This is a genomic window from Sulfitobacter noctilucae, assembly GCF_000622365.1.
Classification (GTDB): Bacteria; Pseudomonadota; Alphaproteobacteria; order Rhodobacterales; family Rhodobacteraceae; genus Sulfitobacter; species Sulfitobacter noctilucae.
Map to the genome: position 1 here is coordinate 1741987 of NZ_JASC01000014.1, position 23457 is coordinate 1765443.

General features: G+C 59.3%; 25 protein-coding genes and 1 other RNA gene. 9 read left to right on the forward strand and 17 right to left on the reverse strand.

The features are described 5' to 3' along the window. Positions 1–123: 123 nt before the first annotated feature. Positions 124–1896 (forward strand): SLC13 family permease, encoded by a 1773-nt coding sequence (locus Z945_RS0118595; RefSeq protein ID WP_025053601.1) that lies wholly within the window; start codon positions 124–126, stop codon positions 1894–1896. 114 nt (positions 1897–2010) lie between these two features. Here the strand turns inward: Z945_RS0118595 and Z945_RS0118600 are convergent, their stop codons facing one another. From Z945_RS0118600 to Z945_RS0118615, 4 genes are all read right to left on the reverse strand, one after another. Further along, complete coding sequence (locus tag Z945_RS0118600) at positions 2011–3783, reverse strand: SLC13 family permease (RefSeq protein ID WP_025053602.1); 1773 nt, start codon at positions 3781–3783, stop codon at positions 2011–2013. Between the two features lie 31 nt (positions 3784–3814). Continuing rightward, entirely contained in the window at positions 3815–4732 is a 918-nt protein-coding gene (locus Z945_RS0118605) for a DMT family transporter (protein WP_025053603.1), read from the reverse strand. Next, a complete protein-coding gene (locus Z945_RS0118610) occupies positions 4729–5541 on the reverse strand; it encodes a TIGR00282 family metallophosphoesterase (RefSeq protein ID WP_025053604.1) in 813 nt (270 codons plus the stop codon). The genes Z945_RS0118605 and Z945_RS0118610 overlap by 4 nt, the downstream gene beginning before the upstream one ends. An 84-nt stretch (positions 5542–5625) precedes the next feature. After that, positions 5626–6153, reverse strand: a complete 528-nt coding sequence (locus Z945_RS0118615; protein WP_025053605.1) for a hypothetical protein — start codon at positions 6151–6153, stop codon at positions 5626–5628. 235 nt (positions 6154–6388) lie between these two features. Between Z945_RS0118615 and Z945_RS0118625 the strand changes: the two genes are divergently transcribed. Then, the gene (locus tag Z945_RS0118625; RefSeq protein ID WP_025053606.1) at positions 6389–6748 is read left to right on the forward strand and encodes a hypothetical protein; all 360 of its coding nucleotides are present in this window, start codon (positions 6389–6391) and stop codon (positions 6746–6748) included. An 89-nt stretch (positions 6749–6837) separates the two neighbouring features. Beyond that, positions 6838–7368, forward strand: coding sequence for a YcnI family copper-binding membrane protein (locus tag Z945_RS0118630; protein WP_025053607.1), 531 nt, complete (start codon positions 6838–6840; stop codon positions 7366–7368). 33 nt (positions 7369–7401) lie between these two features. Here the strand turns inward: Z945_RS0118630 and Z945_RS0118635 are convergent, their stop codons facing one another. Further along, positions 7402–7962, reverse strand: coding sequence for a 5-formyltetrahydrofolate cyclo-ligase (locus Z945_RS0118635; protein ID WP_025053608.1), 561 nt, complete (start codon positions 7960–7962; stop codon positions 7402–7404). Further along, the gene (mgtE, locus tag Z945_RS0118640) at positions 7959–9359 is read right to left on the reverse strand and encodes a magnesium transporter (protein ID WP_052862685.1); all 1401 of its coding nucleotides are present in this window, start codon (positions 9357–9359) and stop codon (positions 7959–7961) included. The genes Z945_RS0118635 and mgtE overlap by 4 nt, the downstream gene beginning before the upstream one ends. A 101-nt stretch (positions 9360–9460) precedes the next feature. On the opposite strand from mgtE, the gene guaD reads away from it, so the two are divergent. After that, positions 9461–10780 (forward strand): guanine deaminase, encoded by a 1320-nt coding sequence (gene guaD, locus Z945_RS0118645; protein WP_025053610.1) that lies wholly within the window; start codon positions 9461–9463, stop codon positions 10778–10780. Between the two features lie 102 nt (positions 10781–10882). On the opposite strand, the gene Z945_RS0118650 is transcribed toward guaD, so the two are convergent. From Z945_RS0118650 to Z945_RS0118665, 4 genes are all read right to left on the reverse strand, one after another. Then, positions 10883–12214 carry an 8-oxoguanine deaminase gene (locus Z945_RS0118650; RefSeq protein ID WP_025053611.1) on the reverse strand — a complete coding sequence of 444 codons (1332 nt, stop codon included), beginning with the start codon at positions 12212–12214 and terminating at the stop codon, positions 10883–10885. A gap of 128 nt (positions 12215–12342) precedes the next feature. Next, a complete protein-coding gene (gene hisN / locus Z945_RS0118655; protein ID WP_025053612.1) occupies positions 12343–13140 on the reverse strand; it encodes a histidinol-phosphatase in 798 nt (265 codons plus the stop codon). Between the two features lie 40 nt (positions 13141–13180). Further along, complete coding sequence (locus Z945_RS0118660) at positions 13181–13549, reverse strand: helix-turn-helix domain-containing protein (protein ID WP_025053613.1); 369 nt, start codon at positions 13547–13549, stop codon at positions 13181–13183. Positions 13550–13979: 430 nt separating this feature from the next. Further along, positions 13980–14855: a LysR family transcriptional regulator gene (locus tag Z945_RS0118665; protein ID WP_025053614.1), complete on the reverse strand. Its 876-nt coding sequence runs from the start codon at positions 14853–14855 to the stop codon at positions 13980–13982. Positions 14856–14976: 121 nt separating this feature from the next. Between Z945_RS0118665 and Z945_RS20405 the strand changes: the two genes are divergently transcribed. Beyond that, entirely contained in the window at positions 14977–15192 is a 216-nt protein-coding gene (locus Z945_RS20405) for a DUF1127 domain-containing protein (protein ID WP_037971519.1), read from the forward strand. Positions 15193–15317: 125 nt separating this feature from the next. Continuing rightward, a complete protein-coding gene (locus Z945_RS0118675) occupies positions 15318–16094 on the forward strand; it encodes a Bax inhibitor-1/YccA family protein (protein WP_025053615.1) in 777 nt (258 codons plus the stop codon). A 278-nt stretch (positions 16095–16372) separates the two neighbouring features. Here Z945_RS0118675 and rpmG read toward each other — a convergent pair whose 3' ends face one another. The 6 genes from rpmG to gatC all read right to left on the reverse strand — a co-directional run bounded on the left by rpmG (position 16373) and on the right by gatC (position 20414). Beyond that, complete coding sequence (gene rpmG / locus Z945_RS0118680) at positions 16373–16540, reverse strand: 50S ribosomal protein L33 (protein WP_013961079.1); 168 nt, start codon at positions 16538–16540, stop codon at positions 16373–16375. A gap of 189 nt (positions 16541–16729) precedes the next feature. Next, positions 16730–17118, reverse strand: an RNA gene (gene rnpB, locus Z945_RS20175) — RNase P RNA component class A. A 95-nt stretch (positions 17119–17213) separates the two neighbouring features. Continuing rightward, positions 17214–17870: an N-acetylmuramoyl-L-alanine amidase gene (locus tag Z945_RS0118685; protein ID WP_025053616.1), complete on the reverse strand. Its 657-nt coding sequence runs from the start codon at positions 17868–17870 to the stop codon at positions 17214–17216. Between the two features lie 3 nt (positions 17871–17873). Next, positions 17874–18599: an excalibur calcium-binding domain-containing protein gene (locus tag Z945_RS0118690; protein ID WP_025053617.1), complete on the reverse strand. Its 726-nt coding sequence runs from the start codon at positions 18597–18599 to the stop codon at positions 17874–17876. Between the two features lie 40 nt (positions 18600–18639). Further along, positions 18640–20127 carry an Asp-tRNA(Asn)/Glu-tRNA(Gln) amidotransferase subunit GatA gene (gene gatA / locus Z945_RS0118695; protein WP_025053618.1) on the reverse strand — a complete coding sequence of 496 codons (1488 nt, stop codon included), beginning with the start codon at positions 20125–20127 and terminating at the stop codon, positions 18640–18642. Next, positions 20127–20414, reverse strand: coding sequence for an Asp-tRNA(Asn)/Glu-tRNA(Gln) amidotransferase subunit GatC (gatC, locus tag Z945_RS0118700; protein WP_025053619.1), 288 nt, complete (start codon positions 20412–20414; stop codon positions 20127–20129). Before gatC ends, gatA begins: the two co-directional genes overlap by 1 nt. Positions 20415–20620: 206 nt before the next feature. On the opposite strand from gatC, the gene Z945_RS0118705 reads away from it, so the two are divergent. Both Z945_RS0118705 and Z945_RS0118710 read left to right on the forward strand, forming a co-directional pair. Beyond that, positions 20621–21316 carry a metal-dependent hydrolase gene (locus tag Z945_RS0118705; protein ID WP_025053620.1) on the forward strand — a complete coding sequence of 232 codons (696 nt, stop codon included), beginning with the start codon at positions 20621–20623 and terminating at the stop codon, positions 21314–21316. 75 nt (positions 21317–21391) lie between these two features. Beyond that, complete coding sequence (locus tag Z945_RS0118710; RefSeq protein ID WP_025053621.1) at positions 21392–22108, forward strand: NAD(P)-dependent oxidoreductase; 717 nt, start codon at positions 21392–21394, stop codon at positions 22106–22108. On the opposite strand, the gene Z945_RS0118715 is transcribed toward Z945_RS0118710, so the two are convergent. Further along, positions 22105–22557: a nucleoside deaminase gene (locus Z945_RS0118715; RefSeq protein ID WP_025053622.1), complete on the reverse strand. Its 453-nt coding sequence runs from the start codon at positions 22555–22557 to the stop codon at positions 22105–22107. The genes Z945_RS0118710 and Z945_RS0118715 overlap by 4 nt on opposite strands. Positions 22558–22619: 62 nt before the next feature. Here Z945_RS0118715 and Z945_RS0118720 point away from each other — a divergent pair, with 62 nt between their 5' ends. Beyond that, the gene (locus tag Z945_RS0118720) at positions 22620–23444 is read left to right on the forward strand and encodes a pseudouridine synthase (protein ID WP_025053623.1); all 825 of its coding nucleotides are present in this window, start codon (positions 22620–22622) and stop codon (positions 23442–23444) included. Positions 23445–23457 lie beyond the last annotated feature (13 nt).

Sequence of the window (23457 nt, forward strand, 5' to 3'; positions counted from 1 at the left end):
TACCTCGTCTGCAATATGTGGCTTTGCGCCTCTATAGGCCAGCGCCGCCCGCGCGACAAGCGTCCGACAGGGGCAGGTCATATCTCCACTTGCCCTGCTGCCGGATACACAAGATGGTGCAGCATGAGCACAGATCAAATCATCCTCTTCTCTCTCTTTGGCGGCGTTTTCGGAATGTTGCTCTGGGGTAAATTCCGCTACGATATTGTGGCCTTCACGGCCCTGATGCTGGGTGTGGTGTTGGGCGTCGTCCCGACCGAGAACGCCTTTTCCGGGTTTGGCCACCCGGCCACCCTGGTGGTGGCACTGGTGCTTGTCGTCTCGGCAGGGCTGGTGCGCTCTGGCGCGGTGATGCTGATCACCCGAACGCTGGTCGATGCCTCGCGGTCCTTGGGCGCGCATATCACGTTGATGGGCGCGGTGGGCGGTGTCCTTTCCGCATTTATGAACAATGTGGCTGCCCTCGCGCTGCTGATGCACGTCGACATCCAGACCTCGCGCAAGGCAGGCCGCGCGCCGGGGCTCAGCCTGATGCCGCTCAGCTTTGCCACCATTCTGGGCGGCATGGTCACGCTTATTGGCACACCACCCAATATCATCATCGCCTCGATCCGGGAGCAATCGCTGGGCGAACCTTTTCGCATGTTCGATTTTGCGCCCGTGGGCGGTGTCGCTGCAATTGCTGGCCTGACCTTTGTGGCGCTGATCGGCTGGCGGCTGATCCCGGCGCGGGAAGACAGCGCGCTCAGCACCGAAGACCTCTCGCAATATATCGCCGAACTGGTGATCCCCGAAGACAGCAAGCTTATCGGCAAACGGCTCGCTGAACTCTCCGAGACCGCCGAAAGCGCGGATGTGGCCATCCTTGGACTGATGCGCGATGGCAAACGCCGTTATGGCCAAGCCCGCAACGTCGCACTGCAAGCAGCAGATGCGCTGGTACTAGAAGCAACCCCCGATGCACTGGACGAATTCCGCAGCACGCTGGATCTGGCACTGGCCGACAGCACCCGCGAAGAACGCCTGAAAGCTGGCGGCGAAGGTGTGGAAATTGTTGAAGTCGTTGTGACTGAAACCTCTCGGTTGAATGGCCGGACAGCACAGGCGGTCGGCCTGGCATGGCGCAGACGCACGATCCTCTTGGGCATCTCGCGTCAAGGCCGCAAGATCACCTCGCAGCTGCGCTCCACCCCGCTCAAGCCCGGCGATATCCTGCTTTTGCTGGTCCCGCGGGATACGGCGGCGGACGTGACAGAATGGCTTGATGTGCTGCCACTGGCCGACCGGGGCCTTGCTGTCACGGAAAACGCCAAGGTCTGGTTTGCCATCGGCCTGTTCGCCGCGGCCGTGACCGCAGCGAGCATCGGATTGGTCTATCTGCCCGTGGCGCTGGGGCTGGTGGTCATCGCCTATGTTCTGGCCAAGATCGTTCCCCTGAACGAACTCTACACCCACATCGAATGGCCGGTGATCGTCCTTCTGGGGTCCATGATCCCGCTGGGTGCCGCATTGGAAACCTCGGGCGGCACCGAACTGATTGCGGGCAGCCTGCTCAGCCTGACCGAAGGCATGGCCCCCTGGATCGTCCTCACGGTGCTGATGGTCGTCACAATGACCCTGTCGGATGTGCTGAACAACACGGCGACTACAATTGTCGCGGCCCCCGTCGGCATCCAGATGGCCCAAACGCTGAATGTCTCGCCTGATCCGTTCCTGATGGCCGTGGCCGTTGCCGCCTCCAGCGCCTTCCTCACGCCCATCGGCCACAAGAACAACACGCTGATCCTCGGCCCCGGCGGTTACGGTTTCGGTGATTACTGGCGCATGGGTCTGCCGCTTGAGATCATTGTGGTGGCCGTTTCCATCCCCGCAATCATGTTCTTCTGGCCATTGTGACGCGCCACCGCCTGCCGCTTTCTCTTTTTGGCCTTATATCCCGCGGGGTCCGGGGCAGAGCCCCGAATGGCCCGACGTCTCCTCCGGCATTGGTCTCGACTGCAGGGCATTTACCTACCAGATCACCGGGATGACCAAGCTCGCCAGTACCGACATTGAAAGGTTCAGCGGAATACCCACACGCATGAAGTCGGTGAACTTGTACCCCCCCGGACCATAGACCAGCGTATTGGTTTGATAGCCAATCGGCGTGGCAAAGGCACAAGATGCCGCGATCATCACCGCCACCACCAGCGGCCGCGCGTCAATGCCCAGCGCCGTCGCAAGCGAGATCGCAATCGGCGTCATGATTACCGCAACCGCATTGTTCGATACAATCTCGGTCAGGATCGTGGTCAAGAGAAACACGCAGAAAATGACCAACCCGACCGGCAAAGTGCTGAGCGTTGGCGAAATGGCATCCACGATCAGCGCAATCGCGCCCGAGTTCTGCAGGCCCGCCCCGACGGCCAGCATCGAGAAAATCAGCGCCAGCAATCGTCCGTCGACAAAAGAAAATGCCTCTTCCGCGTCGATACAGCCTGTCACCAGGACCAAGGCCACAGCGATGACCGCCAACAACAGGATCGGTGCCACGTTCAGCGCGGCCAGGATCACGATGCCTGCAAGCGCCGCGATGGCAATCGGTGCATGGCCACGACGGTACGCCCGCGCGGTGGGATGGCTGACATCAACCATATCCATGTCGGAAGCCAGTCTCGAGATGTCCTCAGCCGCCCCTTCCAGCAAAAGCGTGTCACCGACTTTCACAATCAAATCATCAAGTTGCCGGCCGATGTTCTGATTGCGCCGGTGCACCGCCAGTGGATAGACACCGTAGCGCCGGCGCAGACGCATCGCGCCCAGCGTCCGACCCACCATGCGGCAACCCGGGGTGATCAACACTTCCACCGTACTCGTCTCGACCGCCGAAAGCTGGTCGACCCGCTTCAGTTCCTTGTTGGCCTGCAGGCTCAGCAATTCCGTCATCTGCGTGCGCAGCACCACGCGATCCCCGATTTGCAGTTCGACCCCGGCCAAATTTCGGCGCAAGGAGTCGTCGCCCCGGATCACGTCAATGAGCCGCACGCCATCGCGTTTGAACAACTGCACATCCAGTACTTCACGGCCAATCAGGTTACTCTCTGGCGGGATCACGGCTTCGGTAAAGAACTTCATTTTGGACCGGTCCGACAGCATCATCGCCATACTGTCCCGGTCCGGCAGCAGCTTGCGCCCGAAAAGCGCCATATACGTCAGTCCCCAGGCGCAGACCACCAAACCAATCGGCAAGATCTCGAAGATGCCGAAAGGTTCCATCCCCTGGCTGCGCGCCACACCGTCGACCAACAGGTTTGTCGATGTCCCGATCAGCGTCAGCGACCCGCCCATGATCGCCGCATAAGACAGCGGGATCAGCAGCTTGGAGGCCTTCGTGCCCAACGTCTTGCTTAGCTGCACCACGACCGGAATCATCACCACCACCACCGGCGTGTTGTTCATGATGGCACTCGCCCCCATGACCGAGATGATCACCCCCACAACGGCTGATTTGGGGTGTGTGCGGGCATAGCGTTCGGCAAGCCGCGTCAGCACATCGAGCGCCCCGGTCCGTACCAATGCGCCCATCACGATGAACATCGCGGCAATCGTCCAGGGGGCAGAGTTGGACAGCACCATCTGCGCATCCGCATAGGGCAGCACACCAGTGGCCAGCAACACGGCTGCCCCTGCCAGTGCGACCACCTCTGTCGGGAAGTATTCGCGCACGAACAGGATGAACATGATCACGACCACGCTCAGTGCCAGTACCGCCTGTGCGGTGCCAGATAGGGAAAGAATGTCCATTAGGTGCCTCAGCGCAGCCGCATGTTTCGGATCAAGTTTCGCCCATCCCGGCATCCGCAGCAAGGGCTGGTCGGGGCTGGACCAGATACATGCCGACAAAGATTGCAGCGAGGGCCAGCCACAGCGTCGAGGCATAGGCCTCGCCCAGCAAAAACCAGGCCCAGATCAGCCCGAAACCAGTGACCATATAGCTGACCTGCACGGCAAACACAGCGCCCGCCCGTCCTGCCAGCCAAACGTAGGTGGCATAGACAAAAATATGGATCACATTGGTCGCGATCACAGCAAGTTGTGGCAACGGCATCGGAAATTCCGGAGCGATATACTGGCCACTCAACAACATCAGCGGGGTCGAAATGATCAGCCCGGCGAGCGACGCCCCCAACATGACCTGAAACGGCCCCAGCCCTTCGGTCCCCCATTTGGCAATATAATTGCCCTCAAACGCATAAAACGCTGCCGTCACAAGATATAGCGCGGCCCAGAAGACAGGAATGCTTTGCCCCAGATCAACCGATGGCACGATGATGATCAGAACCCCTACCAGTCCGAAACACAGCCCCGTCAAGCGGCGCCACTGGAACTGGTCCGTGCCCAGCGCCAATGCGATGACAAAGGCAAACATCGGGATCACACTCAGCAGAAGCGACATGATGCCCGCCGGCAGATGCACTGCGACCTGATAAGAAATGGTATTGGGCACGACTGCGCCGATCATGGCCAGAATGACATAGAGGCGAAGTACCCGTGGCCCCAAGGGCAATGGCAGGCGGCGCAGAAGGCAGATAACGCCCATCACTGCGGCCCCGATCACAGATTGCCAGAACAGCAGTCCAAACGGCTGATAGCCGGTGCTAACCGCCACCTTTGTCATCGGCTGGCTCGCTCCCCAACCTGCGCCCATCAGCATCAGGACAAGGCTGAAGAACGCGATGTCGCGGCGGGTCATGGTGCGCTGGCTTGCAACGCGCCACCGTCCCGCACCGGCACGATCCGAGTGGCACGACCGGTTTTGTCGTCGGTTTCAATGTAGACGCCCGACAGGGTCGCTTCGTTGTTGGCGGGGGTGAACCGTTCTTTGGGCATGCCGGTAATGAAACGGCGCATGGGTTCGGTCTTTTCCATGCCGATGACAGAGTGATAGTCGCCACACATGCCTGCATCGCTGAGATACGCAGTACCGCCCGGCAGGATCATCGCGTCCGCCGTAGGGACATGGGTATGCGTGCCCACAACAAGGCTCGCGCGCCCGTCACACCAATGCCCGGTCGCCATCTTCTCCGATGTCGCCTCGCAATGGATATCCACGATGATCGCCGATGCCATCCCGCCCAGCGGATGTGTCTTGAGCACCTGATCCAGAGCGGAAAACGGATCGTCGAAGGGTCGTTTCATAAACACCTGGCCCAGCGCCTGCGTGACCAGAACCTTGCGCCCGTTCTTTGACGTGAACAGCCGCGCGCCCTTGCCCGGCGCGTTCTTGGAGAAATTCAGCGGCCGGATGATACGCGGTTCTTGCTCGATGAAACTAAGCATATCCTTTTGATCAAAGGCATGATCGCCCAGCGTCAGACAATCGGCACCGGCCTCCAGCAGCAACTTGGCATGCCCCGCAGACAGCCCCATACCAGAGGTGGCATTTTCGCCGTTCACCACGACAAAATCGAGCTTCCACGCGTCCCGCAGACGCGGCAGGTTTTCCGAAATGGCCCGCCGTCCGGCACGGCCCATCACATCGCCAAGAAAGAGTATTTTCATAAGGCCAGCGTTATGCCGCTTAGCCAAAGGGAGCAAGATGCAAATGCGCGGTCGATCAGCGCATCGGTGGGTCCACGTGCCAGATCAAATATACAGCATACACATATCGTCGTTGAACGGCACAGCATGGATCGGATCATCCCCAATCCTGAACCCTACCACCAACAAGACATTATTGGCTTTCATGGGCGTCGACTGGAAATTCTTGCAAAGCTTCTTGCGGATTTCAAAATTCGCCATGCGCATCACGTCCCAAGGCCGCCCATGCAGGCCGTTGGCATAAGCAGAAAACTCTTTGGTTGGTCCAGTGTAGATAATATCGACCCGGTCATCATCCGGATGCGTCTCAATCCCCGCAAAACTGAGGGGCCCATTGCCAACTGCTGATTTGGCGACGGCACGGTCAATTTTTGGCGCGTATCTTTCCGCCTGTTGGTACAACCACTCGTCTTTCTGGGCTCGTTCCGAGGGCATCGTGGTACTTGGGGTCGTCACGAAATAGATCACTACAGCCGTGATTAACAACAAGACACCGGCGATGCCGGACATGAGTGCGATGGTCGTACGTTGCATGAGACGTTCCTCGGGCTGCATATAGGTTTTGACCGTCATTGCCCCCCTAGCAAGGCAATCTTTTGACCTCGCGAAGGTAAGTTCAAGTAAATTCGCGCCCCTTGCGTTCAATCATCCCGCCTCAGTCGCGACCAGGTCCAGCGGCTTTAGCAGCAGATGCTCTTTCTCCAGCTCTGCAACGGCGAAACCGATCCCAAGCGTCACGCGTTTGCTGCGCGATCAAAACCGGCGGGGACCGATTGCATCACATCGCGGGTCGCGGCATAGATGGGCCATGTATTCCACGCTGCGCCCTTTCCTGATCCTGCTGATTTGTTTCAGCATTGTCCTGCCCAAGGCGACAGCGGCCCTTGCGGTGGTCTTGCCGGATTATGGTCAGATCCTGACGATCTGTACGCCCGACGGAATCATGACCTTGCGGGTGGATGCAAACGGAAATCCCGTTGAGGACACTTCTGTTGAACGGGCACCATGTCTGCTGGCGCATGCGGACCTTGCACCACCATCCCGCAGCCCTACTTGGGTCGCTGTGGCACGGCAGTTCGATACAACGACGGCCCTTCATGCGCGCCCTTCAGGCGTGGAGCATCCAGCCCGTCTTCGTCCTCCGGCACGGGCACCGCCCAACCTCTGACCCTCATAATCCAACTTTAAAACGCCCGCCCGATCGCCTTCTGGCGCAACAATGGGTGTGGCGTATGACACTTTATGACAGGAACAGAAATGTATCTTAAATCAATAGCGTGCGGGCTCATCCTCACCCTTTCGACAACCTCTGCCGGCCTCGCCCATGCAACCCTCGAAACGCAGGAAGCCGCCGTTGGCAGCACCTACAAAGGTGTCATGCGGGTCGGCCATGGCTGCGACGGTCAAGCCACGCAAAAACTCTCGATCCGCATTCCCGAAGGCGTGATTTCGGTCAAACCGATGCCCAAAGCGGGCTGGACGCTCGAGACAACCATCGGGGCCTACGATGAGCCGCAGGATTACTACGGCATGACGCTGACCGAAGGTGTGCGAGAGATCATATGGACAGGCAACCTGGAAGACTCGCATTACGACGAGTTCGTGTTCCGCGGCACATTGGCAAAAACACTGGAGGCCGGAAAAACCATCTACTTCCCAACGGTCCAGACCTGCGCAGATGGAAGCGAAGACTGGGTTAACATTCCTGCTGAAGGCCAGGACCCCCATGATGTGGACGGCCCGGCGCCGGGCCTTGCGCTGACGGGCGGAGGCCACGCCCACCATTAACCGAACTGTCTGATCCTGCTCACCTGAGCAGGGTCAGGCGACCTCGATCACTCCGGTTTCGGTCACGATCATGTCCAGCGGTTGATCGGTCGGCTCCAGCGGCAAATTCTCTTCTTCCTGCCCTGCAAAGGCGAAACCGATGGCCAAGGTGGCGCGCTTGCTGCGCAACTTCTCGAGCGTGCGGTCATAGAACCCGCCACCATAGCCCAGCCGCCCGCCCTGTCGGTTGAATACCAGCAAGGGCACAATCAGAATTTCGGGTTCGAAGTAAGTCGGATCCTTGGGCACCAATGCGCCAAAAATCCCCGGCTCCATCACCGTCTCAGGCGTCCAATGGGCGAACAGCAATGGCGCATTTGCGCTTTGAATGACGGGCACACCCACAGGCCCGTGCGCCGCCGCCTCGGCCATCGCCGGGGTCGGATCAATCTCTGTGCGGATTGGCATAAAGCCAGACAAGGGCACGCCGCGATAACCGGCCAAAACTTCGCTCAGATAGCCCGCCTGCGCGCCCGTTGCTCTCTCGAACAGCGGCTTGCGCCGCGCAAAAGCCGCCCTGCGCATCACCGCCTTGGCCGATGCAATATCGCTCATAGCAGCACCGCTGCTGCCAGCCCCAGAAAGGCAAAGAACCCGACGACATCTGTCACCGTCGTCACGAAAGCGCCCGAGGCCAGTGCCGGATCGACGCCGACCCGCTCCAGCAGGATCGGGATGCCTGTACCCGCCAGCCCCGCCACAACCATATTGATCACCATCGCCACCGCGATGACATAGCCCAGCGCAGGCGAGCCGAACCAGATGATACCGACAACCCCCATGACCACCGCAAAGATCATCCCGTTGATCAAGCCCACCAGACATTCACGCCGGATCACGCGCCAGACGTTCGACCCGGTCAAATCTTTGGTCGCAATAGCCCGCACGGCGACAGTCAGACTTTGGGTGCCTGCATTGCCCCCCATGGACGCCACGATGGGCATTAAAACGGCCAGTGCCACAATCTGCGCGATCGCCACCTCAAACTGTGAAATCACCATTGACGCGGCAATCGCGGTCACAAGGTTCACCGCCAACCACGGCAAACGCTGCTTGGTCGTCTCGATCACCCGGTCCGACAAAGAGCTTTCACCTACACCCGCAAGGCGCAAGATATCTTCTTCATGTTCTTCGTCCAGCACCGCCATGGCGTCGTCGATGGTGATGATCCCGATCAAACGACCCTCATCATCAACCACCGGCGCAGAAATCAGGTGATACTGGTTGAACGCATAGGCGACATCGCCTTCGTCCTGCATCGCGGGAATAATGCGGAATGTCTCTTCCAGGATATCCTTCAACAGAGTGGCCCGCTTGGACCGCATCAGCTTACCCAGTGTCACATTCCCAACAGGATGCAGGCGCGGATCAACCATCACGATGTGATAGAATTGATCCGGCAGGTCCTCTTCAGGCGTGTTGCGCAGGTGATCAATCGCCTGCCCCACGCTCCAATGCTCGGGTGCCATCACCACTTCGCGCTGCATCAAGCGCCCGGCGGAATACTCCGGGAACGTCAGTGCCTGCTCAACAGCCGCCCGGTCCACCTCTTCCAACACATCCAGAATGACGTTCTGCTGCGCGTCTTCCAGATCTTCGATCAGATCGACAACGTCGTCGCTGTCCAATTCGCGGACAGCCTGGCTCAACACCTGCGGTGTCAGGATCGCGATCACTTCCTCGCGGATGGACTCGTCCAGTTCCGAAAGAATCTCGCCATCGAATTCCATGTCGTAAAGACGGATCAGCTTGCTGCGCTCGAAACTGTTGATCTGTTCCAGCAAATCCGCAATGTCAGCCGCATGCAGCGGCTCCATCAGCTCGATCAGCCGCGCGCGGTCGTCAATTTCAACCGCATACAGTACCGAAGCGACAACTTTCGGCTCCAGCTTATAGGCCTGCGCTTCCTCTTCGGGAGAGGCTTCGTGCATTTGCTCTTCCTGATCCAACATCGCCTGCCTCCCCGGTTTTGCCAGACCATAGGCAAGCCCTCTGTCAGAAACAATGCCGCTTGACCGTTGTTCCCCGGCGCTTCGCGACATATGACAATTGCATGAGCATTTTGACCCTCCTGACCGGCCCCGTCCTGCGTTTTTCCGGCAATCCGTTTGACCAACCCTGGTCCGAGGTGGTGCAGATCGACACCAGCGGTGCAGTGCTTTTGCAAGATGGCAAGATCGCAGTCGTCGGACAGGCGGATGCCCTGCGCCAGACCCATCCCACAGCCCGCCATGTCGCCTATGACGAAAATCACCTGATTTGCCCGGGCTTTGTCGATGCCCATGTACATTATCCTCAAACCGCGATCATCGCCTCTTGGGGCAAACGGCTGATTGACTGGCTGAACGACTATACCTTTCCCGAAGAAATGCGCCTTGCCGATCCAGACTACGCGCGCGAGATCGCCAGCCGCTATCTCGATCTGACACGCGCCCAGGGCACCACCACTGTCGCGTCCTATTGCACCATCCACCCGCACAGCGCCGATGCCCTCTTCGAAGCCGCAGCCACCCGAAATCAACGCATTGTCGCGGGCAAAACCTGTATGGACCGCAATGCGCCCGAAGGTCTGCGCGACACAGCACAATCGGCCTATGACGACAGCAAGGCCCTTATCGAGCGCTGGCATAAAAAGGGCCGCGCAAGCTACGCGATCACCCCGCGGTTCACGCCCACTTCAACACCTGATCAACTGGCCGCACTCGGTGCGCTTTGGGCCGAGCATCCCGACTGCCTGATGCAAACCCACCTGAGCGAACAGACCGACGAAATTGCATGGGTCAGCGACTTACACCCTCAGGCTCGCGACTACCTCGACACCTATGAGGGACATGGTCTTCTTGGCGACCGCGCCCTTTTCGGTCACGCCATCCACCTTGAACCGCGCGAGATCGACCGTTTAAAGGAAACCGGTGCGGCCTTGGTCCATTGCCCCACCTCAAACACCTTCATCGGATCGGGGCTGTTCGACATGGCGGGGCTCAGCGACCAGCAAATGCCCATCGGGCTCGCCACTGACACCGGCGGCGGATCATCCTTTTCCATGCTGCGCACCATGGCAGCCGCTTACGAGATCGGCCAGTTGCGCGGCACACCGCTGCACGCAGCGCAACTTCTCTGGTGGGCCACCGCCGGCTCCGCCCGCAGTCTGCACCTTGATGATAAAATAGGCACAATATCAGAAGGCTACGAGGCAGACCTCACCGTGCTTAATCTTTGCTCGACCTCCGCCATCGCACAACGCCACGCAAATGCAACGCACCACTGGGACAGCCTTTTTGCCACTATCATGATGGGTGACGACCGCGCCATCGCCGATACCTGGATCGCCGGTTCAAACGAAAAACCCAGCCTCTTGGTTTCAGCCTTTTAAGAATACCCGACACCGTCCCAGGCACCAATACGCCTTCGATCAAACGGGCTCACGCTGCGAAATGAACCAAGAATGTCATGCCGCGCATGCGGCACCGTCGGATCACGCCAGCCCCCGTGCCAGGACATTCTGCCGGGCGATCACGGTGCCCAGATCAAGCGTTGTCACATGCCCGTCGCGCACAATCTGGCGACCCTCGACAAACACATCCCGCGCGGTCAAAGGCCCGGCCAATAGCAGCGCCGCAGGATCCCAGGACCCCGCAGACGCAATCCCGGTCACATCCCAAATTGCCACATCCGCGCGCGCGCCCACTGCCAGACGGCCGCAATCGGATCGACCCAGCATATCCGCCCCGCCCCTCGTAGCGATCTCCAGAGCCTCTCGCGCGCTCATTGCATCGGCACCTTGTGACACCCGCTGCAGCAACATGGCCATCCGCGCCTCGGCCATCAGGTTGCCCGCGTCATTGCTGGCTGATCCATCTACGCCCAAACCCAGCGTGACGCCTGCATCCCGCATCGCCCGTACAGGCGCAATCCCGGATCCAAGGCGACAGTTGGAACAGGGGCAATGCGCCACGCCGGTGCCCGTCTCGACAAAAAGCGCAATCTCAGCAGCGTCCAGCTTAACACAATGGGCGTGCCAGACATCGCGCCCGACCCAGCCCAGCTGTTCGGCATATTCGCCGGGACGACAGCCAAAGGTTTCCAGACTATAGGCGATGTCCTCGTCGTTTTCGGCCAGATGGGTGTGCAGCATGACGCCCTTGTCCCGCGCCAGCAGTGCCGTTTCCCGCATCAGATCGGTGCTGACCGAAAACGGTGAACAGGGTGCCAGGCCAACGCGACACATCGACCCTTCAGAGGCATCGTGAAAGCCGTCGACCACACGAATGCAATCCGACAAAATCGCAGCCTCATTCTCGACCAGATCGTCGGGAGGCAACCCGCCTGCACTCTCCCCGATGCTCATCGAGCCGCGGGTGGGATGAAACCGCATTCCCAGTTCCGCCGCCGCGTGAATTGTATCCTCGAGCCGGGCTCCGTTGGGATAAAGGTACAAATGATCCGTGCTCAACGTACACCCCGACAGCGCCAGTTCGGCCAATCCCACCTGCGCCGAGACATGGAAATGCTCCGGCGTCATTTGCGCCCAGATCGGATAGAGTGTCTTGAGCCACCCGAACAGCAGCGCGTCTTGCCCTCCGGGCACGGCGCGGGTCAGGCTTTGATAAAGGTGATGATGGGTATTCACCAAACCGGGCGTCACCACACAGCCCGCCGCGTTGATCACCTCGCCATCGGTATGCAGCCCCTGCCCGATTTCCGTGATCACCCCGTTCAATAGCCGTATGTCGGCATGAGACAACTCGCGGCGATGGTCGTCCATTGTGACGATCACATCGGCGTTGCGGATCAGTATTTCGGCCATGAAAGCCACCTTACAGCAAGATAGGACCCATCTCATGTAAATTCGTGGCGCAGGTGGAAAACGGGGAAGAACCTTGCGGTTGTACTCTACCGCCAACCTACAATCGAGGTCAACAATGCTCGAATGCGTCAGTACCCCTTGAGAATAGCCAGCGCCTCTGCATGAATCCGCTCATTCGCCGCCGCCAATGCCCGTCCGCCCGCATGCACCGGCCCACCGCGCCAGTCAGTGACAATACCGCCTGCGGCCTCAACCACCGCAATCGGGGCCTGGATGTCATAGGCTTGGAGGCCTGCTTCGATTACCAGATCCACCTGCCCCGCCGCCAGAAGCGCATAGGCATAACAGTCCATTCCGTAGCGTGTCAGCTTGGCCTGCGCGGAAACGGCACGAAATCCCTCGGCGTCCACCTGTTCGCCCACTTCGGGAAAGGTCGTAAAGAGGATCGCATCGGACAAGTTCTTTGTCCTTTTCGTGTGCAAATCACGCGAACCCAAAGGCCCTTCCATGCGGGCACCATCCGGCGCACCCTCAAAACGCTCACCAATATAGGGCTGGTCAATGATGCCGTAGAACGGCCCTGTGTCGTCGGACAGTGCAATAAGCACACCCCAGGTGGGCGTACCGCTCACAAATCCACGCGTGCCATCAATCGGGTCCAAGACCCAGGTCAGCCCCGAAGTGCCTGCCGCCGAGCCGTATTCCTCGCCCAATATCGCATCATCTGGTCGCTCTGCTGCCAGTATATCGCGCATCACGCGTTCGGCGGCACGGTCCGCAATCGTCACGGGATCAAAGTCCGCAGGCCGCTTGTTCTCTGTTCCCAGATCATCGCCGCGAAAATACGGTAGGATGGCAGCCCGTGCCGCATCCGCCATCATATGCGCGACACGGCGCACATCGTCGTCAAACCGGGGGTGATCCATCTAATCGCGCATCCTGAACGCTAAACCGAGATACCTATCGTCAGGCGACATTGCTCAGCACACGCGCCAGTTCAAACAGGCGCCGGCGCTGGTCTTCAGGAATGGAGTAGTAAGAGCGAATGAGTTCCATCGCCTCTTTGTCACCCATCAAATCCGTTGGGACATTCTCGGCAGGCTCGGTTTGCTCGACGTTCTTGATGCCTTCAAAGAAAAACGCGACATTCACACCCAATGCTTCTGCGATGTCCCACAAGCGGGACGCGCTGACGCGGTTTGCGCCGGTTTCGTATTTCTGGATCTGCTGGAACTTGATACCAACAAGCTCCGCAAGCCGTTGCTGGGTCATCCCAGTCAGCCACCGCCGTTGGCGGATTTTCTGCCCGACATGGACGTCGACCGTATGTGCCATTGTGTTCATCCTTAAGCTTGACTGGCTTTCAGAGCGTTATAGCGACGCAGCAACACGGCGCAAGCGCAGGAAGTCAGTGACCGCTTTACCCTACAGCGCGATGGCCGTTACGCAAATAACTTCTATGAAACTAGGCTTTTGCCGGTCGTTTCGCCCGCAAAATTGGCACAGCGCCAAGATCGCCCAAGTCGATCCGGACAACGCGGTAGCATCTGCAAGCTGGCGCAGGACGTAGCGTTAGGGCCGTTCAAGCGGCGCATCCGATCGTTGTTTCGCAATGACTTGCACCCGCATAGGTGGTGTTGCGACGGGTCGGTAGCATCTGCTTGAGTCTCTGCGGATGCTGTCGCCAAAGTCATGTCGCCATCTGTCGGCAGGTTTCTGCCGATCCTCATTCACACCGGGGAAACTCGAGTCAGATACCCATGTCTTAACCCGCCCGCAAGCGCGCAACAGGTGTGTCACAAAACGCATGGCGTAGCAGATTGACCAGAGTCTCGCGCACCTCGCCTGTCCCTGCGCCCCCGCCGTAGAGATTAATCTGCTGGCTTGGCAAGCCAGGCAGATCTCCGCCGTGGTCGATCACCTCAAGATAAGGCGGTTGGGTGCCCTCGATCATTGCATGGATGGCCAGGTCGGCGCTGACTGTCGCCTCGATCGTACGGTCGCTTTCTGTATCAACCGTCATATCAAATCCGATGCCCTTCCCGTCCAACGCATCGATCACCGAACCGCGAAACAGGCAATGGCGGCAGAATGCCAGAGGCAGAGGACGTTGCCGCCATGCGGCCCCTCCCGGTGCACCGACCCAAACCAGCGGTTTTGTGCACAGCCGCTCACCATCCTGATCCACGCCAATCTCTGTTGTCAGAATGATCTCACAATCGCCTTTCGTAAATTGCTCTTTGAGTTCGCGTGTATAGCACGCCTCAAGCCGGACCTTTACCCGTGGAAAGGCCGCATGAAACTGTTTCAGTACCTGCGGGATGACGGGATAAACGACATCATGCGGCACCCCTAAAGTGATCTCGCCCTCGTACGCGTGATCGGTCAACCGGGTAATCACCTCATCGTTCAACGCCACCATGCGGCGCGCCTGTACCAACAATTGCTCGCCCGAAGCGGTCAATGCGATGCTGCGCCCGCTGCGGTCCAGCAAGGGCAGACCCAGCATTTCTTCCAAACGCTTCAACTGCATGGAGACTGCGGATTGGGTCAGATGCAGAAATCCTGCGGCGCGGGTAACGCCGCCTGAATCGGCGACTGCCACGAAGGACCGGAGCGTTGTGATGTCGAGATTTCGCATATATCAACCTTAGTGATGCTAGGCAGATCAAACATTCATTTTCATCATGCATCACGGGATGACATATATCAAGCATCAAGATGCGAAACAATTTTGCATCACAAAAATTGAAAGGTACACCATGTCCTCCGCTTTGAAGATCACCCACCGCCACATTGGACAGTCCCGTCCTTCCTTGTCCGTTTTGCTTCTATCGATGCACGCCAATTGGCGCAGCCGTCGTCAGCTGGCGCAACTGGACGCGCATTTGCGGGACGATATCGGGGTCACCGATAGCCAAGCCGAACAGGAGGCCGGACGCCCAGTCTGGGATGTTCCTGCACATTGGCTGCAATAATCGGCCTTTTTGCTGCACTCCGCCGCAGGTTACTGCTTGAATTACGCGCCATCAGTACCGATATTCACTGCAAGTTCGCGCGTCCATGCGTGGATCGGAACCCTTTTGCCAATTGGAGGTCTTGAATGGCTGACGTGAATACAATCCGGAGTGCAGCCGGAGCCCGCGCCGCCGATATTGATGCGGGTCTGCGCGCGCATATGAACAAAGTCTACGGCACGATGTCCGTAGGAATGCTGATCACATTTGCTGCGGCCTGGGCCATTTCTGGCCTAGCAGTTACAACCGACCCTGCCGGTGCTGCCGGACAGATCGGCACTGATCGCTATCTGACAGATATCGGTTATGCGCTTTATGCGTCGCCGCTGAAATGGGTGGTGATGTTCGCGCCGCTGATCTTTGTGTTTGGCTTCGGTGCCGCCATCAATAAGATGTCCGCCGCCACCGCTCAAACAGTATTCTACGTCTTTGCTGCTGTGATGGGCATTTCGATCAGCTCGATCTTCCTGGTCTTCACCGGCTATTCCATTGCGCAGATCTTCCTGATCACATCCATCGCTTTTGCGGGCCTGTCCCTGTGGGGCTACACCACAAAGAAGGACATCTCGGGCTGGGGCACTTTCCTGATCATGGGCGTTATCGGCTTGATCGTGGCATCCATTGTGAACATCTTCCTCGCCTCTTCCGCGCTGATGTTCGCGATCTCTGCCATTGGTGTTCTGATCTTTGCCGGTCTGACCGCCTATGATACGCAGCGTATCAAGACCGAGTACATCGCCCACGCCCATCATGGTGACACCGAGTGGCTTGGCAAAGCGGCCATCATGGGTGCGCTCAGCCTCTACCTGAACTTCATCAACATGTTCATGATGCTGCTTCAGCTGTTTGGTCAGCGCGAGTAACTACTGACAAAAATCTCAACAAAGAGCCCGCCCAGCCCTCGCTGCGGCGGGCTTTTAATTGCGAACCCTCAAAGGGCAGTTGAGCGAGATAGGCTGCCACTTCTGACAGCCGGGTGAGGTGAACGAATTGCGGCGTCCCCAGGTGGCCCCTATTCAGCTCCCTACTGGTTGCGCGACCGATCCCTTCAGCCAACGTTTATGACCCGCTTGATGAGACTCCCCCAAACGAAAAAAGCCGCGCATATTGCGCGGCCTTCAAACACCAAATCAGGCTGATTTTACTTGATTTTGCCTTCTTTGTACTCAACGTGCTTGCGCGCTACGGGGTCGTACTTCCGGATGACCATCTTCTCGGTCATCGTGCGTGCGTTTTTCTTGGTAACGTAGAAATGGCCTGTGCCCGCGGACGAGTTCAGACGGATCTTGATCGTGGTTGGCTTCGCCATGATAGTATCTCCTGCTGCACGACCGCCCTTGGCGGGATGCGTGAATTCTAGGTGTTGGCTTTTACTTGGTTAGGGGTGCGAGTCAACAGCAAAAGCTGCAGGACCGGATCGGGACTGCCCTATCGTGCGGGTGGCGGAAATTTTCAAAATTTCCGGGACCGTTTTCTTTGAAAGAAACCGGGGTGGAATACGCGCGGAAGGCCTGTAAGCCGGATTTTGTCCAAGGCGTAAGCCTCTGGATGATCATTCCTCTGACTGCCGCGTTGCCGCGGCAGCTATAGCTGCCAACCCGGACCTGCTGGGGCAAAAGCAGCCCTGTCCCCATCCCGAAGGCTGGCAACACGCGGTCCCTATTTGGCATTGCTCCCGGTGGGGCTTGCCGTGCCGGGACTGTTGCCAGCCCCGCGGTGGGCTCTTACCCCACCGTTTCACCCTTTCCCCGGTTGCCCGGGGTGGTTTCATTTCTGTGGCGCTTTCCGTCGGGTTGCCCCGCCCGGGCGTTACCCGGCACCGTCTCTTTTCGGAGTCCGGACTTTCCTCGGTACAGTTGCCCGTACCGCGACCATCCAGCCTTCCGCGCGTGTGTCGGCCTAGCGTGTCATTGCACGCGTCGTCAATGGGGCAGAAGGCGCACTACGGTATATAAGGCCAAAGCGAGGAGAATGGCGCGCGCCTAAGGACGGGGCAGAGTATAGTCATCCGGGTGCAAAGGGCCTCTACGCCACGGGGCTGTGCGCAGGCGCGTGCTGTGCAGCAGGCTGTCGAAGGGCACATCGGCGGGGTAGCCTGCCTGTTGGGCGACCGTGCGGAAGCTGTCGCAGCTGGTCTGGTGCGGCGGGCTGCCGCTGAGCGGTGCGGCGAGACCCTTGCTTGCCAGCCTCGCCCAGTCAAAATGCGGCCCAGGATCGGTCTTGCGGCCCGGAGCCATATCAGAGTGGCCGATGACGCCCGCCGGAGCAATGTCCCACCGCTTCATCAACTGTTCGAGCAGAGTCTCCAAAGCCTGCATCTGCGGGTGCGGAAAAGGGTGGGTGCCGGTGTTGTCCAGTTCCACGCCGAGGGAGCGTGAATTGATATCGTCCTGACCGGCCCAAGTGCCCTGCCCCGCATGCCAAGCGCGGTCGGCCTCAGGCACCAGCCGGGTGACTTTACCACTACGGCATATCACATAATGGGCCGACACCTCGGCTTCGGGATCGCACAGCCTCTCGATCGCCGCCTCAACGCTATGCATCGCGGTATAATGCAGAACGATCAGGGTGGGCGTCAGCCCGCCCCGGCGCGGGCCGCAATTGGGGGAAGGATGGTCGTAAATACGAAGCGGTGGCACCGCTCAGCCCTGCTGGGCAGCCCGCCGGAATGGGGTCGGATCCCAGGCGCAGGCATAGCCATCGCCATCGGGGTCCATGCCTTTTCGGTCACGTTCCGGGCCACCGCGGCTGAGGAAATCAATCTGCGCCTGATCGGCGCTGGCAAATTCAGCGCAAGACCGCTCAAATTTGGCCTGTTTGTTAAAGCCTGTGCGACGGTACCGCTGGGTGCCCCGCGCGTGCTGGGTTTGCAGCGCATAGGCCACAATATTCGGCCCGCTCTCGGTCCGGTCCGGCAGCGCTTCGGGCTGGATCACCTGATATTGCGAGCGATTGGATGCCAGACGGGCGGCATCCGCATCAATGCTACGCTGGCCAGAGACCGCATCAAAGTTGTTCTCGTTCGAGATGCCGGCCGAGTTCACCACCGGCGGCGGCGCGTTGAGCGGGCTCGCGTTAAGCGGCGCAGCGCCTGAATTGCCCGCGCTACCCGCACGGGTGGCGGCCAGAACGCGCGCGGTCTCGGCCGCGGTGGCTTCTGCCGAGCCGGGCGCTGGCGACGTTGCACCGAGTGGTGCCGATGCCACAGACGACGGCGCGGGTACACCAGCAAGAGCGGCATCGCGTGCACGCTGCTGCTCGACAAAATCATCGCCAAACCCGACACCACGGGCGGAATCAGGTATCGAGGGCTGACAGGCAGCCAGTGTCACGCCAGCGGCGAGAACGAAAAAGGTGCGTTTGATCATGTGTCCTGCTTTGTCTTTCCGACTGCTTGTTGGCAATTTCTTACCACCATTTGTCCGGCTTGGCTACAAATCCGGCCCGCTGTTCCAGCGCATAGGCGGAGGAGAGCAAATCGGCCTCTTCCCATGGCCGACCGATCAATTGCAGACCAAGCGGCAGACCTTGATGATCCGTCCCAGCAGGCACGGCAATGCCCGGCAGGCCCGCGAGGTTAACAGTTACGGTAAAGACATCGTTCAGATACATCTGTACCGGGTCGGCATCCGCCATTTCGCCCAGGCCAAAGGCTGCCGAAGGGGTTGCAGGTGTCAGGATACTATCGATGCCTTGGGCAAAGACATCTTCGAAATCCTTTTTGATCAACGTCCGCACTTTGCGCGCCCGGTTGTAATAGGCGTCATAGAAGCCGGCCGAAAGCACATAGGTCCCGACCATCACACGGCGCTGAACCTCTGGCCCAAAGCCTTCGGCGCGGGTTTTTTCGTACAACTCTGTGATGCCGTCACCCTGCTCCAGCTTGGCGCGATGTCCAAAGCGCACCCCGTCGTAGCGCGCGAGATTGGACGAGGCTTCGGCGGGGGCGATCACATAGTAGGCAGGCAGCGCGTATTTGGTATGTGGCAGCGAGATGTCGACGATCTCGGCACCGGCGTCCTTCATCATCGCGATGCCGTCCTGCCAAAGCGCTTCGATCTCCTGCGGTGTGCCTTCCATCCGGTATTCCTTGGGAATACCGATCTTCTTGCCGCGCACATCGCCGGTCAGTGCCGCTTCGAAATTCGGAACGGCCAGGTCGGCAGAGGTGCTGTCTTTCTCATCATAGCTGCACATCGCCTCCAGCATGATGGCCGCATCGCGTACCGATTTGGTCATCGGTCCGGCTTGATCAAGCGAGGACGCAAAGGCGACGACGCCCCAGCGCGAACAGCGCCCATAGGTTGGCTTGATGCCAACGGTGCCCGTGAAAGCCGCAGGCTGGCGGATCGATCCACCGGTGTCCGTCCCCGTGGCTGCCAGACACAGGTCTGCAGCAACCGCAGCGGCAGAGCCGCCGGAAGAGCCGCCGGGCGTCAGGGCGGTCGCGTCATCGCTGCGCCGCCAAGGATTGACTGCATTGCCATAGACGGACGTCTCGTTCGACGATCCCATAGCAAATTCATCCATGTTGAGCTTGCCCAACATGACCGCGCCGGCATCGAACAGGTTCTGGCTTACCGTGCTTTCGTACTCGGGCAAGAACCCTTCGAGGATACGCGATCCGGCCTGCGACGGCACACCCTTGGTGCAAAAAAGGTCTTTGATCCCGATGGGCAGGCCGCACATCGCCGGCGCATTCCCCGCCTTGATCCGGGTGTCAGCGGCTTCTGCCTGCTTCAACGCAATCTCAGGCGTGTGATGCACAAAGGCGTTCAATGCCCCGGCACCTTCGATGGCTGTCAAACATGCCTCTGTCAGCGCCTTGGATGTTGTCTCGCCCTTGCGCAGTGCATCGCGGGCATCCGCCAAGCCCAGTTTATTCAGATCCGTCATTATTCAACTACCTTTGGCACCGCAAAAAAGCCTTCGCGTGCGTCTGGCGCATTCGCCAGCACTTTGTCCTGCTGATCGCCGTCCGTCACCACATCCGCGCGCCGCTTCAACCGCTGCGGCGTGACAGACGTCATCGGCTCCACGCCGTCGACATCTACTTCACTCAACTGCTCGATAAAGCCCAGAATGCCGTTGAACTCTTGCGCCAGCGCCGGCAGCGCCTCGGGCTCAACCTTGATACGGGCCAGCTTTGCCACCCGCGCGGCGGTGTTTTCGTCGATGGACATGCAAGCGCCCCCTTCACGATCATATCTGTTTCCTCGCCGTTTACCGCCCCGCGCCCTCCCTCGCAAGGGTGCTGACCCCCATCCCTTCACCCTTTTAAAAATACCAAAGATCAACGGACAGATTTTGCGCAATGCTCCGCAGAATGAGGTGCCCATCGTCCCCCAAACCCGCTAATCTAAGCTCAACCACAACAGGAGACCCCAAGATGAACATTCTCTGGCTCGGCCATGGCTCATTCCGCATCGAAATCGAAGATCAGGTTGTGCTGGTAGACCCTTGGCTGTCCGGCAACCCGATGCTGGGCGAAGAAAAACACTCAGAGGCGACCCAAGGCGCGACCCACATCCTTGCCACCCATGCCCATTTTGATCACATTGCGGACGTGGTCGAGATTTCCAAAACCACCGGGGCACCGGTATCCGGCATGTATGAACTGGCCAACCACCTGATCAAACAGGGCGCGGTCGAGGGGATGGCCTTTAACCTGGGCGGCACGATTTCATTGGGCGATACGGTCACGGCCAGCATGGTGCCTGCATCCCATTCGTCGACCACAGAAGTGAGTGATCTACCGGTCAGCATGGGGTCTGAGACAGGTTTCATCCTTCGGGGTGAAGGGCATACGATCTATATTTCCGGGGATACCGGCATCATGGCCGACATGGACTGGATCGGGGATTACTACAAACCTGACGTGGGCATCCTTTCGGCGGGCGGACACTTTACGATGGGCATGGCCGAAGCAGCCTATGCCGCAAAACGCTACTTCGATTTCAAGACGGTGATCCCCTGCCACTACCGCACTTTTCCGCTGTTGGAGCAATCCGCAGAAGTCCTCGCGGAAGGACTGCCCGATGTGCAGGTCATTGAGCCGGAAGTTCTGGTCCCGATCAGGCTATAGTGTCGCAGGCGGCTATAGAGGCGGAACTCCGCGAGTGCTGACCAGTTAGGGTGTAACCATTCACAGGAGATCCTCATGTCAGACACCGCTAAACCCACCCCGACCCTCGTTATTTTTGGCGGTGGTGGGGCCACCGGACAAGCTGCGATCAAGGCTGCGAGGTCCAAGGGTTTCCTGGTCCGCGCAGTGGATCACACTGCACCGGAAAACCCCAGCGCAGACGAGGGCATTACTTATGTCACTGCCGATGTTCTGGAGGATGACCTGCGCGCTCAGGTCAGGGGGGCCGATGCGGTGGTGTCTTGTCTTGGTGTCGGCAATGACCCGCAAACACTGCTGGACCCGCCACCGCTTTATACCAAAGGGACAGAAGCAATTTGCGATGCGATGAAAGCCGAAGGCATTACCCGTTTGGTCGTCATTTCCGCAAGCTTCGTCGAAGAAAAGAACCGCGGCCCGATTTGGTTCAAGCTTCCCGCCATGGTTGCCCTGCACCGCGTCTTTGAACAGATGGCCGAGATGGAGAGAAACCTCGTACAGCGCCCATGGCTGGCATGGACAGCCGTACGGCCTGGCTGGCTGATGGAGGCCGAAGCCAGCAACGACTATACTGTGCAGGCCGATGTCATTCCCGAAAATATGATCCGCACGCGCCATGCAGATCTTGCCGACTTCATGGTTAGCCTTGCGCAAAACGACGAATGGGTGCGCGCCACTCCGGCTATTGCCCGTGTGGAGCCACCGGAAGCCAGTTCCTTGGAAGAAGTCGCGAAGGAAATGCTGCCCGGCTAGACGCGTTTGCTTGAAAAGAAGTTCTTGAGCAGCTTTTCCGATGCTGCGGCACCGATACCGTCAAAAACTTCGGGCGCGTGGTGGCACTGGGCCTGGGCGAACACCCGCGCACCTTGCGCCACGCCACCTGATTTAGGATCCGCCGCACCGTAGTACAGCCTGCCGATCCGGGCCGCGGCGATGGCTGCCGCGCACATCGCACAGGGCTCAAGCGTGACGTAAAGATCATAACCCACCAACCGCTCCGATCCGACGGTAGTACAAGCTGCGCGAATGGCCAGCACTTCGGCATGCGCGGTGGGATCGTGTAATTCCCGTGTGCGGTTGCCCGCCTGCGCGACGATCTCCCCTGAAGGATCGACGACCACCGCGCCCACGGGCACTTCGCCCCGCGCACCGGCTGCCACTGCCTCTTGCAACGCCTGATCCATGAAACTGCGAAAAACCATCCTGGCACAGGACCGCAAAAGCCACCCTTTCGCAAGACTGCCAAAGCCGCTAAGGCGGGAGTATGACACAGAACCCAAGCCCCGATACGCCTAAGGGCGACCGCATTGCCAAAGTCCTCGCCCGTGCCGGTGTCGCCAGCCGACGCGAAGCAGAGCGCATGATTGAAGCAGGTCGCGTCAGCGTGAACGGCGCCCAGATCACCTCGCCCGCGCTGAATGTGTCGGAAAATGACAAAATCACTGTGGATGGAAAGCCTGTATCCGAGCCTGAGCCGCCCAGAATGTGGCTTTATCACAAGCCCGCTGGCCTCGTGACGACCACGCGGGATGAAAAAGGCCGCGAGACAATCTACGATTCCTTCCCCGAAGACCTGCCGCGCGTGATGACCGTGGGGCGGCTTGACCTGAACTCCGAAGGACTGCTGCTGCTGACCAACGACGGTGGTATAAAGCGCAAGCTGGAACTGCCCAGCACTGGCTGGCTGCGGCGCTACCGGGTACGGGTGAACGGACGTCCGTCCGATGAAGCACTGGAGCCGTTGCGCCGGGGCATCACCGTGGACGGTGAACAATTTCAACCGATGACTGTAGCAATTGATCGCCAGCAAGGCGCGAACGCCTGGCTGACCGTTGGTCTGCGCGAAGGCAAGAACCGCGAGATCCGACGCGCAATGGAAGCGGTGAACATGAGCGTTAACCGATTGATCCGCATCAGCTATGGCCCGTTCCAACTGGGCGAGTTGAAGCAAGGCGAGATCGAAGAGCTGCGCCGCAAGATCGTGCGCGATCAGCTGGGTCTGGTACTCGAAGACGACAGCGGCACAGCCGCGAAAAAGCCCAAGGCTGTGCGCCGCCCGCCGCGCAAACCCACCAAACCCCGCCGCTAGATCGCGGCCGGCT